Below are 12,258 nucleotides of genomic sequence, written 5' to 3'. Positions count from 1 at the left end.
GCAGGCCCGGCCGCGCGCCGCCATGAATTCGGCGCGCCGTCCACATCGCGCTCGCCTATAACCGTTTTCAAGGCAGGCAGCTCGAAGAAGCATGCCGCCCGTCAGAGGATCAGGAGACAACCCATGCATCAGACCGTCACCGCGGGCGGCGCACCGCTCGATACGCCGCAGGTACGCGCCGGCATCCGCGCCGGCGCGGACATCTCCGCGCGCATGGACCGGCTGCCGATCACCCGGCACCAGTGGATGCTCGTGCTGCTGATCTCCCTCGGCGGCTTCTTCGAAGTCTACGACCTGATCTTTACCGGCTATATCGCGCCGGGCATGGCCAAAAGCGGCCTGCTGCAAACCACCACGCAGGCATTCTTCGGCTTCACCGGCATCGCCGCCTTCATCGCGGCGACCTTCGCGGGGCTGTTCGTCGGCACGTTCGGCTTCGGCTGGATGCCGGACCGCTACGGGCGCCGCGCCGTCTTCACGTACTCGCTGCTGTGGTACTCGATCGGCTCGGCCATCATGGCATTCCAGACGACGCCCGAAGGCGTGCTGTTGTGGCGCTTCATCACCGGCATCGGCGTCGGGCTGGAGATCGTCACGATCGACACCTACGTGACCGAACTCGTCCCGCAGCAGATGCGCGGCCGCGCGATCGCGTTCAACCAGGTGGTGATGTTCGCCGCCGCACCGGTCGCGGCGATCCTGTCGTGGTGGCTCGTTCCCGCGACGGTGTTCGGGCTCGACGGCTGGCGCATCGTGGTGCTGGCCGGCTCGGCCGGCGCCGTGATCGTCTGGTTCATCCGCCGCGCGGTGCCCGAAAGCCCGCGGTGGCTGGCCGCGCACGGCGATGCCGAACGAAGCGAGCGGATCGTGAGCCGGATGGAAGCGATCGCCGAGCGCGAGTCGGGCATGCCGCTGCCGCCGCCCGCACCGGCGAGCGAAGCGCCTGAAGTGCGCAGCGCGGCGTTCGCGGCATTGTGGCGCGCACCCTATCGTGCCCGTCTGCTGATGCTCGTCGCGTTCAACTTCTGCCAGGCCATCGGCTATTACGGATTCGCGAACTGGGTGCCGACACTGTTGATCGGCCAGGGCATCACCGTCACGAAGAGCCTGCTGTATGCGTTCGTCATCGCATTCGCGATGCCGGCCGGGCCGCTGCTCGCGATGCGCTATGCGGACCGGATCCAGCGCAAGCACCTGATCGTCGGCGGTGCGCTGGCCGTGATCGTCTGCGGGCTCGCGTTCGCGCAGGTCAGGACCGTCGTGCCGCTCATCGTGCTCGGCGTGCTGATCAGCCTCGCCGGGCAAACGATCTCCGTCGCGTATCACGCATACCAGTGCGAGCTGTTCCCGACCGAGGTGCGCTCCCGCGCGAGCGGCATCGCGTATTCGGCCAGCCGCGCCGGCGCGATGATGTCGGGCTTCATCATCGCGGCGCTGCTGAAGGACTTCGGCGTGCCCGGCGTGTTCACCGGGATCACCGTGTTCATGCTCGTCGTGGTCGTCGTCATCGGCGCGTTCGGCCCAAGGACCAATGGCGTGCGGCTCGAGGAGCTCAATCGCTGACGCCTGGAATCGTCCGGGTTACGCCGGAAGGCGCCAGGCAAGAACGCACCCTTCTACCGCATGCACGCCGCCGCCAGCTTCCCGACCGTGATCACTGCCTGCTCGATCTCCGGCGACCACGGGCTGCTGTAGTTCAGGCGGATGAAATTCCGGTAGCTGTCCGTGATCGAGAACATGTAGCCGGGCCCGATCGTGATCCCCTGCTCCAGCGCGAGCTGGTACAGCCGCATCGCATCGACCTGCGCAGGCAGCTCGACCCACAGCACGTACCCGCCCGCCGGGCTCGAGATGCGCGTGCCCTCCGGAAAGAACCGCGACACCATCGCGCGCATCAGGTTCGCCTGCTGCGCATACGCCTTGCGCAGGCGCCTCAGGTGATGCTCGTAGCCGTCGCGTTCGAGAAACTCCGCAATCGCGAGCTGCGGCAGCGACGGCGTCGCGAGCGTGTTCAGGAATTTCAGCTTCTCGACCTGGTCGCGATAGCGACCCGGCAGCGCCCAGCCGATCCGGTACGCAGCCGTCAGGCTCTTCGAGAACGACGAGCAGTGCAGCACGATCCCGCTGCGGTCATAGGACTTCAGCGAACTCGGATGCGCATCGCCGAAATACAGTTCGTTGTACACGCCGTTCTCGATCAGCGGCATCCCGGCCTTCGTGGCGAACTCGACCAGCTCGCGCTTGCGCTCGTCCGGCATCTGGAAGCCGAGCGGGTTCTGGAAGTTCGGCATCACCATGCACGCGGCGATCGGTTGCGATTTCGCAATCGCGGCCAGCGCGGCGATGTCGATCCCGTATTCCGGATGCGTCGCGACCTCGATCGCCTTCATCCCCATCCGTTCGATCGCGTGCAGCATCGCGTAGAACGTCGGCGACTCCACCGCGATCGTATCGCCCGGTTTTGCAACGGCCTGCAGGCACAGGTTGATCGCCTCTGTCGCGCCGACCGTCACGATGATCTCGTTCGGGTCCACCGACATCCCGTTTTCCAGGTAACGGCGTGCGATCTGCCGGATCAGCCGCGGATGGCCGGGCGGCAGCCCGTCCGTCACGCCCCACAGCGACTTGTCGCGGCCGGCCGCATACGCGTAGCGGTTCAGCTTCTCGAACGGAAACAGGCTCGGGTCCGGATACGGCGAGCCGAGCGGCACCGCGTCGTCGGTGCCGATCGAGCGCAACGTCGACAGCACGAGTCGGCTCACGTCGACCGACGACGAGATCGCGATCGGCTTCGACGGTCGCAGCTCGCGCACCGGCGCATGGCTGTCGTCGCGCCGCAGGTTCACGAAATAGCCCGACTGCGGCCGGCTCTCCAGCAGCCCGCGGCTTTCCAGCAGCAGATACGCGTGCAGCACGGTCGTGATGCTGATCCGGTGCTGCTGGCTCGCCTGCCGCACCGACGGAATCCGGTCGCCGTGCCGGTACACGCCCTGGCGGATCAGGCGTTCGATGTCGTCCGCGAGTTTTTCATAGAGTTTCATCGCGCGCCTCCCGCCGGGTTGCGCAACCGCGCCGCCCTGCCGTGTGCGTCCGACACGCACGTGTTTCGCCCGCCGACCGGGCCGTCGTGATTCCTGATCTTTCCCTCCGGTTTTGCCTTTTCCATCGCACTGGCTCTCTCTTGAAGATGCGCCGACAGGGTTCCGGTACGACTGGATCTGCGGCACTGTGCACTTGATGATGGAATCTTAAGAGCAGAACAGTTGGCGACGAGTACACACATCGAACGCGCGAACAAGAGTACAGTTCGGCGCGAATCGCGCATGGCGATAAAACTGTACGTCTTATGAAATGGCCGAACGCCCGGAAGCCTTGCGCAGTCGGGCCGAATCGCCCCGGAACGCCCGCCGCACGGCCTTCCGCCCGGCTGCATCAATTGGGGTGCAATACTGTGCGTCCGCACGGTTTTCATTGCCGGAGTCAGACCATGCAGTACACGATCGAACAGGCATCCGACCTCGGCGGCATGATCCGCGCCGCCCGGAAGATACAGAAATGGCGCCAGAACGACACAGCCGGCAAGGAGGCCAGGGATGACTGATCGCGCGCTCGTCGACCTGCTCGTCGCGCGGCTGACCGGCACCGCCGACCACCCGCGCTTCACCGGCGCGCCGCTCGACCTGTCGACGCTCGACGCACACGCGCTCGGCGCGGTGTGGCCCGCGCTGCGCCGCACCGAGGAACGCGTCGCACAGCACGACTACACCCGCGACGATCCGCGCGCCACATTCGCACGCTGGCTGCGCGCACAGATCGATGCGCTCGAGCTCGCGCCGCTCGTCGATGCCGAGGCCGCGCTCGAACTGTTCCGCGACATTCCGGCCGGCGCGTGGCGGCGCGCGTTACAGGAACTGTCGTGTCTCGATGCGCTGCCCGCGCCCGCGCTGCAGGCCGAACTCGCGCGCATCCTCGACGAACCGCAGAACGACGGCCTGCAAAGACTCTCCGTATACGGGGAATATGCGCTCCATTCGTTCGCCGGCCAGCGCGACATCACGGCCTTGCGCGACGCGTATGCGCCGTTGAATACCGATTCACCGGCGCGCGTGCGCGAGCTCGACGTGCTGCCCGAACTCGGGCCGGCCGCGCTCCTCGCGCTGGCCGCGACGAACGACGGTTATTTCGCGCCGAAGCGACTGTGGTTCAATGCCGACGATCCGGCCGCCACGCTCGCGGAGGAGCCCACTTACGTCGACTTCGCGCGCGACACGCTGACCGAAGCCGCGCGGCATGTCGCCGCGATTCACGCGGGCGAAGTCCCCTATCAGGCCGATCGCGCGTTCACGACCGACGACGCGCAGGTCGTCGCGCGCGCGGCGCGCGTCGCGGCCTATCGCGACGCGCCGTGGCTCTCCCCGCTGATCGGGCCGCTGCTGACCGGCGTGTGCGTCGCGCCGACCGCCGCGAAAACCGCGCCGTCGCAGTCGCTCGCGATCGCGCTCGGCCATGCGGTCGAGACGATCCCGACACCCGAGAGCGTGCGTGCGCTGCGCGATGCACTGGCCACCGTGCGTCACGCGGGCGTGCAGAAGAAGCTCGCGCGTAACCTGAAGCCCGCTGAACGCGCGCTCGGCGAACGGCCGCACACCGCGCTGCGCATGACGCTCGACGCGAAACCCGACAAGAAGCAGCTCACGATGCTCGCCTCCTGCATGGAAGCGGGTTTCTGGCAGTCGATGACGCTCGGCCATGCCGAATGGCGCGATCGCCTCGTCGATGCGCCGGCCGGCGCCGCGTTCTCGACCCGCACGATCTGGCAGGCACGCGCGCGCGACGGCGCGACGATCTCGTTCATGCCCGACATCGCGAAGGGCAAGGTCGTGCTGCGCGACGCCGCCGGCGCGGCGTGCGAACTCGACGCCGACAGCGAGATCCGGCTCTGGCATCCGTTGCTGGCCGATGCGGACGAGCGGCTCGCGTGGCAGCGCGCGATCGTCGGCCGTGCGATCCGGCAGCCCGTTCGGCAGGCGTTCCGCGAGTTCTACGTGCCGGCCGACGAAGACGCCGCGAGCAGTCATTCCGCGATGTTCGAAGGTCATGTCCTCGCGAGCCGCCCGCTGCTCGGCGTCGCGCGCCGCGAAGGCTGGTCGATCCGCGCGTACGACGACGGCCTCGCGCGCGAGTTCGGCGACGTGCGCGCGACCTTCAACGTCGCTGCGCGGCTCTTTCCCGGCACGAACGGCCAGGGCACGTCCGGCCGGCTGCACGTCGAACGCAGGCTCGAGCGACGCTGGATGGCCGCACCGATCGGCGAAATCGATCCCGTCGTGTTCTCGGAGGTGGCGCGCGCGGTCGACCTGCTCGTCAGCGTTGCCGCATTCGCGCTCGACGATGACGCGACGCGCGCGGCCGACACGCTGGCGGACCCGGTGCGCCAGCGCGCCGCGCGGAACGAGCGCGAGCAGCGCCTGCACCGGCTGTCCGACCTGCCGCTCGGCGCGATGGCGCGGCATCGCAAGCAGGTGCTCGCGCTCGTGTTCGCCGAACCGATCGCACAAGGCCGGGTGACGCTCGACGAACGCCATGTGCGCGTCGGCGCGTGGTCGGTGCATTGCGCGACCGGGCGCGTGACGCGCGACGGCGAACCCGTCGACACCGCGATCGAGCCGCCGCCGTCGCCACTGCGCGCGGTGCCGTGGCTGCCTTACGACGAAGCGCTGCTGCAGCGGATCGTCGATGTCGTCGCGGGGTTGCTCGACTGAGCGGCCGTGCGGCCGGCAGGCACCGCCTACCGCGCCGCCTGCTGCCGCTGCACCTCCTGCGCTTTCATCTGCATATAGGCGCCGCGTTCGACCTCGTGCAATTGCTGCGGATACTGCTCGGTCGCGTCGAACCAGCGCGTGAGGCGCTGGTCGAGCGGCTTGTCGAGCGTCGCGAGATACGTGTCGATCGCGAGGTAGTAGCGCATCGTGTTGCGCTCCAGCAGCCCGCGCACGCCGCCGATGTACTGCGGCTGCGCGGCCGATCCGCCGCTGACGGTCGTGAAGCCGACCTTCTCGCTGCCGACGGTCGCGAGGTAGGTCTTCATCGCCATGCGGCCGACCGTGCCGAAGCCATACGAATACGTGAGATGCAGGAACGTGCGCGACGCGCCGACCGGCACGGCCTCCAGCGCGATCCGGTAATCCTTCGTGCCCATCGGGCCGCTGTCGGCGGTCAGGTCGACCTGGAAATAGTCGGGCGTCGCGGCCACCACCCGATAGCGGAACTGCACGCGATAGGTGTCCGACAGCTTCTGCTGGATCTTGCGGCCGAGGTTCACGTCGAGCACCGGGCCGTTACTGCCGCTCGACGCATGACAGTATTTCGTGTTCAGGTGCAGGATCAGCACCGCGCACCAGTTCGCGGGGCCCTGCCCGGGATCGTCGAGCTGGCTGCTCACGACCGAATACGGATAGTCGACCACCGCGTAGATATCGCCCTTCAGCGACGACGACGCTTCCGCCGATTCGAGGACCAGCGGCCGATGAAACGCGTTGTCCTTCAGTTGCGCGCCGAGGCTGTGGTAACGGTCGAGCAGCGTGGCCGCATCGTCCGCGCCGAACGACAGCGCGCTCCAACCCACGCACAGGGCCGCGACGAGCGCGTGCCGGGCGCGGCGAGCAAACCACGTGCCGCGCGGATGTCCGGATGTCTTCATTCTTGTGCTCCCGCCGGATGCGCGATGGTCGCGCCCATGTGTCACAGAATACGCCTGGCCGCAGCGCAACATTGCACGCGAGCGCGTCGTTATCGGCTCCGCTTCACCGGCACCGGCAACTGCGCGGCGGTGATCCGGATCAGCGCCGACAGCCATTCGCGATCGTCCCAGCGCTCGCCGGAGATGACGAGATGCGGCTTCGCGCCCGGATACGGCGAACCTTCTTCGCACGTGCCGAGAAACGCGCGGCCTTCGGCCGTCGGCTTGACGAACAGCCGATCGTCACAGACGAGCGCGGCCATCTTGCCGTCGCAATAAATACCGTATTCGCCGAACATCTTGCGCGCCGATACCGTACCGGCCGCCGCCATCTGCTCGACGATGAAATCGACTGTGCTTTGGCTCGATGCCATTCACTGCTCCCGGAAAAATGGTTATGACCGTGGCGTGCGCCGGACCGTTCCGCCTGATTCGCGGATGCACTGTCGTGCGTCATCCATTCGTCTGCGGAACGCGCATTCAGGCACGGGCAACGGGTCGTCCCAACCCGCAACGCGCTGCACCCTGACAATTACATGACGGCTCACGACTGAGCGAGACGATCGCGATTGACGGTGCGACGGTGCGACCACGCCCCTTCTACGATCGCAGCGCCGACGGCGCGACGCCCAGCCAGCGCTGGAAACTGCGCCGCATGTTCTCCGTATCGCCGAACCCGCACTCGTTCGCCACGCGCTGCAGCGACGCCGCCCCGCTTTCCAGCGCGGCGCGAGCGGCTTCCACGCGCAGCTTCTCGACGGCTTTGGCCGGCGTAAGGCCGGTTTCCGTCTGAAATGCCCGCGCGAACTGGCGCGGGCTCATGCACGCCTGCTCGGCCAGGTCGCTCACGCGCAGGCGCGCACCGAGATTGCGGCGAATGTAGTCGAGCAACGGCTTGAAGCGCCCTTGCGCGCTGTCGAGTTCGATCAGCGCCGAAAACTGCGACTGTCCACCGGGGCGCCGGTAGTACACGACCAGCCGTTTCGCGACCACGCGCGCCAGCCGCTCGCCGCGATCCTCGCCGATCAGCGCGAGCGTCAGGTCGATGCCGGCCGTGATGCCGGCGCTCGTCCAGAACGGCCCGTCATTTACGTAGATGCGGTCGAGCGCCAGCCGCACCTGCGGAAACGCCTGCGCGAAGCGCTCGCCGCAGCCCCAGTGCGTGGTCGCGAGCCGGCCGTCCAGCACACCGGCCGCGGCCAGCAGCAGGCTGCCCGAACACACGCTCGCCACGCGGATGCCGCGCGCCGCGCAGCGCCGGACGAACGCGCACGTCGCTTCGTCGGCCATCGCGGCATCGACGCCATCGCCGCCCGCAACCAGCAACGTATCGACGTCCGCCGCCTCCGGCAACGGCTCGGCATGCCAGCTCACGCCCGATGAACTGCGCACCAGCCCCGGCTGCGCCGCGACGATGCGAACCGCGTAATGCGGCGTGCGTGCGTAGTCGGCCATCTCGAACGCGGAAACGGGCCCGGCGGCATCGAGCAGCTGGAAGCCGGGATACACGAGCATGGCGACGCGATGGGTCATGGCAGAAAGTGCGGGAGAAATGACATTGCGACGGACGGCGCGCGGCCCGATGCTACAGGCCGTTCATGTCTTCGGGAGATCGTGATGGCCACCACGCCGTTCGTCGTCGTATTTGCATTGTTCGATCATGTCACGCAGCTCGATTTCACCGGGCCGGACGAAGTGTTCTGGCGTCTTCCGGGTGCGCGGATTCGCCGGGCCTCGGTGCACGGCGGCTCGATTCGCGCGGACAGCGGCCTGGCGTTTGCCGACGTCGAGCGGCTTGCCGACATCGCGCACGCCGATCTCGTCTGCGTGCCGGGCGGGCTCGGCGTGATCGACGCGATCGCCGACGATGCGTTCGTCCGCGAGGTGCGCCGGCTCGCGCTGGGCGCCCGCTATGTTACCTCCGTGTGCAGCGGATCGCTGGTGCTCGGCGCGGCCGGCTTGCTGCAAGGCCGGCGGGCTGCCTGCCACTGGGCGTGGCGCGACCTGCTGCCGCCGTTCGGCGCGATCGTCGACGACGGCCGCGTGGTGCGTGACGGCCCGGTCATCACGGGCGGCGGCGTCACCGCCGGTATCGACATGGCGCTGTCGGTGATGGCCGACATCGCCGGCCCGGAATACGCGCAAGCGGTGCAGCTCGGTATCGAATATGCGCCCGAGCCGCCGTTCGACTGCGGACGTCCGGAGCGGGCCGCGCCGGACATTCTCGCGTCGGTGTCCGCGCTGTTCGAGCGCGTGCGGCCCGATCGTCATGCGGTCGTGGCACATGCGGCGCAGCGTCTCGCACAGCCGGACGCGAGCCGACAGGCGACGTGACGACGGGCAGGCAGCCCTTGCCCGATCGGCACGACGCCGTTACTTGTCGGCCGCAAACGCGCTCGACATCTGCCGCGCCCGCTTCACGTCGTCGCCGTGCAGGTAGATCGATGTCGTCGAGATCGACGCATGTCGCAGGTTGTCGCGCACGGTCGTCAACTCCGCGCCGCGCGCCAGCGCATGCGTCGCATGCGTATGACGCATCCAGTGCGGGCTCGCCTGCCGCAGCTTCTGCGCGAGCGCGGGATTGTCGGCATCGACCTGATCGGCCGTCTGCGCGAAGAAACGCTGCATCACCTTCCACAGCCGCACGCTCGTGATCGCGGCCGCGCCGTCTTCCGCGAGGCTTGGGATCAGCGGCGTATCGGGCCGCCAGCGCGACGGCGTGACCGGCAGCCGGCGTGCGACCAGAAAACGGTCGAGCCCCGTGCGCGCGAGCGGCGGCAGCGCGACGCGTGCGGCCTTGCTGCCCTTGCCGATCACCTTCAGCCACGCGTCGCCGTGCGCATCGGTCTCGATGGCGCCGAGCGTCGCGCCGACCAGTTCGCTCGCGCGCAGCCCGGTCGCATAGCCGAAATCGAGAATGAAGCGCAGCCGTTGCGCGGCGGCCGGCGTCCAGCCCGACTGCGACGCACCGGCGCCCGTGCCCTTGCGGAACTCGAGCCCGTCGGCGATCGTGCGCACGAGCAGCCACTCGCCTTCGGTGAACGCATGCGACGTGTCGAGTGCGTTCGGGCCGCGCGTGTCGCGCACCTTGACGCCCGCGAACGGATTCGCGAGCAGGTAGCGCTGCTCGATCAGCCAGCGGAACAGCGCGCCGAGCACCGACAGCGTGTACGCGGCCGAGCGCGCGGACAGCGCGCCCGAGAACGGCCGCCAGTCGGGCGCACCGCGCGGCCGCACGGGCCCGACCCAGCGCTCGTGCGGCGTCGGGCGCCGCACGAACGCGCGATACGCGACCGCATCCTCGGTCGTCAGCGACGACAGCGCGCGGCCGCGCTCGACGATCGCCCACAGGATCAGCCGCTCGGCCTCCTTCCGGTACGCACGCCGCGTCGCGGCCGATTCGTGCAGCGACAGCCACGCGTGGACGGCCGCGTAGTCGTTGTCCGCATCGAGCGTGCTGGTCGCGCGCGGCGCGCGGAACGTGCCGGCCGAGCCGTCCACCTCGTGCGGCAGCTTCAGTTGCTCCCACGGCACGATGCTGCCGCGCGGCGTCGCCGCGATCAGCACGCGCGCCCGTTCGGTCAGCTCCGGATGCGCGGCGAAAAACGCCTCGATGTGCCGCGCACTCGCCACGCCGAGGCCCGCGATCGCACGCCACCACTGGCGCCGGCGCGGAATCCGCACCGTGAGATCGGCGAGCGTCGCGATCCCGTGCGCACGGAGCACGACGACCGCGCGCGCGGGCAGCCACAGGCCGATGTCGTCGCTGATCTGCGGAACCGGCGCGCGCGCATGGCGCAGCAGGCCGATCGCTTCGGCGGCCGCCTTCGCCTCCCGCATACGCTCACCGTCGGAATGACCGAGACGTTCCGCGAGATCGGGCCGGCCCACCTGTCGCGCGACGCGCACGAGGCGGCGGCGAATGCCGCCGATCACGCCGCGCGCCGAGCGCCCTTCTCCGAGACGATCGGACAGGTAGCGCTCGACGGCCTGGCGCACGGTCATGCCCGCGTACCACGCACGCAGCGCGGCCAGTTCGTCGGCGTCGGGAAAGCCTGCGGGCGCAGGCGCGGAATCGGAGGAAGGCGGTGAGGCGAGGCGCGGTTTCATGACCGCGAGTTTGACAGAAGCCCGCGCGGCCGGATACGTCGCGCGTGGCGTTCCGGGCGCGACGAGCGACGAAGCGCGACACCGGATCGTTCCGGCCTCGCGCCCACGGACATCGCATCGATCGCAACCCGTCAGCCGGTGACCGGCGTGCGCCGCACTTCCGACAGGTAGATCAGGATCAGCGACACCCACACGATCCCGTACAGGAACATGAAGCAGGTCGTGCGCACGCGCAGCAGGTCGAGCAGCACGCCGAACAGGATCGGCAGCAGGAACCCGCCGAGCCCGCCTGCGAGCCCGACGATGCCCGTGACGACGCCCATGTTGTCCGCGAAATCGTCGGCGACGTACTTGAAGGTCGACGCCATCCCGAGCGCGAACACCGCGCCGAGCACGAAGGTGAGCGCGACGAAACCGGCCACCGGCATCGACACGTTCAGCGTCGCGGTGCCGTCGATCGTGTGAATCACGAAGTCGGTCGCCGGATACGACAGCAGGAACAGCACGATCCATGCGACCCACAGCCCCCACCACGTGACCGCGTGCGCGCCGAAGCGGTCGGACAGCGCGCCGCCGAGCGCGCGCAGCACCGAGCCCGGCAGCGAGAAGCCGGCCGCGAACGCGGACGCCATCACGAGCGACATCCCGTATTCGCTCTTCAGGTACTGCGGAATCCACAGCGACAGCGCGGTGAAGCCGCCGAACGTGATCGAGTAATACTGGCAGAGCCGCCACACACGCGGATCGCGCAGCACCTTGAACGCGTCGAGCATCGAACCGCCGCGCTTGCCCGCGCCCGGATCGGGCGCCGACGCGACCCAGAAGATCACCGCCGTGACGAGCAGCGCGACCGCGTAGATGCGCGGCACGACGCGCCATCCGTACGCGTCGAGCAGCAACGGCGTAACGAACAGATTGACGGCCGCGCCGCACGTGCCGGCACCGAACACGCCCATCGCGAGCCCGCGCCGCTGCGGAGGAAAGAAGCGCGCGACATACGGCGTGCCGACCGCGAACGACGCACCGACGCACCCGAGAAACAGCCCGATCAGCAGGAACTGCCACAGCTGCGTCGCGTAGCTGACGATATAGACGGGCACCGCGCACACGACGAGCAGCACCGTCATCACGATCCGGCCGCCGAAGCGGTCGGTCCACGTGCCGAGCGGCAAGCGCATCAGCGCGCCGGTCAGCACGGGCGTCGACGTGAGCAGCCCGAATTCCGTGCTGTTCAGCCCGAGATCGGTGCGCAGTTGCACGCCGAGCACGCCGAACATCATCCACACGACGAAGCACACCATGAACGCGAGCGTGCTCGCGGCCAGCACCGACCACGCGCGCAGCGGAATCGCCGGCGCGCCGCCGGCCGGCACCACGTTACCTTGTTGTTGAGTTGCCATACGCCAAAC

At 68.7% G+C, this 12,258-nt stretch carries 9 protein-coding genes; 3 read left to right on the top strand and 6 right to left on the bottom strand.

Annotated elements, in window-relative coordinates; translation table 11 throughout:
• Positions 1 to 123: 123 nt before the first annotated feature.
• Positions 124 to 1,563: an MFS transporter gene (locus tag BDI24065_RS29515; protein WP_175034225.1), complete on the top strand. Its 1,440-nt coding sequence runs from the start codon at positions 124 to 126 to the stop codon at positions 1,561 to 1,563.
• 53 nt (positions 1,564 to 1,616) lie between these two features.
• Here BDI24065_RS29515 and BDI24065_RS29510 read toward each other — a convergent pair whose 3' ends face one another.
• Positions 1,617 to 3,041, bottom strand: coding sequence for a PLP-dependent aminotransferase family protein (locus BDI24065_RS29510; protein ID WP_089454333.1), 1,425 nt, complete (start codon positions 3,039 to 3,041; stop codon positions 1,617 to 1,619).
• Positions 3,042 to 3,593: 552 nt separating this feature from the next.
• Between BDI24065_RS29510 and BDI24065_RS29500 the strand changes: the two genes are divergently transcribed.
• Positions 3,594 to 5,762 (top strand): DUF4132 domain-containing protein, encoded by a 2,169-nt coding sequence (locus BDI24065_RS29500; RefSeq protein ID WP_175034224.1) that lies wholly within the window; start codon positions 3,594 to 3,596, stop codon positions 5,760 to 5,762.
• A gap of 26 nt (positions 5,763 to 5,788) precedes the next feature.
• On the opposite strand, the gene BDI24065_RS29495 is transcribed toward BDI24065_RS29500, so the two are convergent.
• The 3 genes from BDI24065_RS29495 to BDI24065_RS29485 form a co-directional block, all read right to left on the bottom strand.
• A complete protein-coding gene (locus BDI24065_RS29495; RefSeq protein ID WP_175034223.1) occupies positions 5,789 to 6,700 on the bottom strand; it encodes a hypothetical protein in 912 nt (303 codons plus the stop codon).
• 89 nt (positions 6,701 to 6,789) lie between these two features.
• Entirely contained in the window at positions 6,790 to 7,113 is a 324-nt protein-coding gene (locus tag BDI24065_RS29490) for a TfoX/Sxy family protein (protein WP_175034222.1), read from the bottom strand.
• Positions 7,114 to 7,339: 226 nt separating this feature from the next.
• Entirely contained in the window at positions 7,340 to 8,272 is a 933-nt protein-coding gene (locus BDI24065_RS29485) for a GlxA family transcriptional regulator (RefSeq protein ID WP_175034221.1), read from the bottom strand.
• 84 nt (positions 8,273 to 8,356) lie between these two features.
• Between BDI24065_RS29485 and BDI24065_RS29480 the strand changes: the two genes are divergently transcribed.
• Positions 8,357 to 9,073: a DJ-1/PfpI family protein gene (locus tag BDI24065_RS29480; protein ID WP_175034220.1), complete on the top strand. Its 717-nt coding sequence runs from the start codon at positions 8,357 to 8,359 to the stop codon at positions 9,071 to 9,073.
• A 39-nt stretch (positions 9,074 to 9,112) separates the two neighbouring features.
• Here the strand turns inward: BDI24065_RS29480 and BDI24065_RS29475 are convergent, their stop codons facing one another.
• Entirely contained in the window at positions 9,113 to 10,849 is a 1,737-nt protein-coding gene (locus BDI24065_RS29475) for a site-specific integrase (protein ID WP_175034219.1), read from the bottom strand.
• Between the two features lie 131 nt (positions 10,850 to 10,980).
• Positions 10,981 to 12,249, bottom strand: coding sequence for an MFS transporter (locus tag BDI24065_RS29470; protein WP_175034218.1), 1,269 nt, complete (start codon positions 12,247 to 12,249; stop codon positions 10,981 to 10,983).
• Between the last annotated feature and the right edge of the window lie 9 nt (positions 12,250 to 12,258).

This window comes from Burkholderia lata (assembly GCF_902499025.1).
In the GTDB taxonomy this organism is placed as follows: domain Bacteria; phylum Pseudomonadota; class Gammaproteobacteria; order Burkholderiales; family Burkholderiaceae; genus Burkholderia; species Burkholderia lata_C.
The sequence above is the reverse complement of the archived record's forward strand: the minus strand, read 5'-3'. Positions and strand labels throughout refer to the sequence as shown.

What these genes read in the sequence shown, in the direction of transcription:
- BDI24065_RS29515 (WP_175034225.1), top strand. Translation starts at nt 124, where the DNA reads ATGCATCAGACCGTCACCGCGGGCGGCGCACCGCTCGATACGCCGCAG.
- BDI24065_RS29510 (WP_089454333.1), bottom strand. Translation starts at nt 3,041, where the DNA reads ATGAAACTCTATGAAAAACTCGCGGACGACATCGAACGCCTGATCCGC.
- BDI24065_RS29500 (WP_175034224.1), top strand. Translation starts at nt 3,594, where the DNA reads ATGACTGATCGCGCGCTCGTCGACCTGCTCGTCGCGCGGCTGACCGGC.
- BDI24065_RS29495 (WP_175034223.1), bottom strand. Translation starts at nt 6,700, where the DNA reads ATGAAGACATCCGGACATCCGCGCGGCACGTGGTTTGCTCGCCGCGCC.
- BDI24065_RS29490 (WP_175034222.1), bottom strand. Translation starts at nt 7,113, where the DNA reads ATGGCATCGAGCCAAAGCACAGTCGATTTCATCGTCGAGCAGATGGCG.
- BDI24065_RS29485 (WP_175034221.1), bottom strand. Translation starts at nt 8,272, where the DNA reads ATGACCCATCGCGTCGCCATGCTCGTGTATCCCGGCTTCCAGCTGCTC.
- BDI24065_RS29480 (WP_175034220.1), top strand. Translation starts at nt 8,357, where the DNA reads ATGGCCACCACGCCGTTCGTCGTCGTATTTGCATTGTTCGATCATGTC.
- BDI24065_RS29475 (WP_175034219.1), bottom strand. Translation starts at nt 10,849, where the DNA reads ATGAAACCGCGCCTCGCCTCACCGCCTTCCTCCGATTCCGCGCCTGCG.
- BDI24065_RS29470 (WP_175034218.1), bottom strand. Translation starts at nt 12,249, where the DNA reads ATGGCAACTCAACAACAAGGTAACGTGGTGCCGGCCGGCGGCGCGCCG.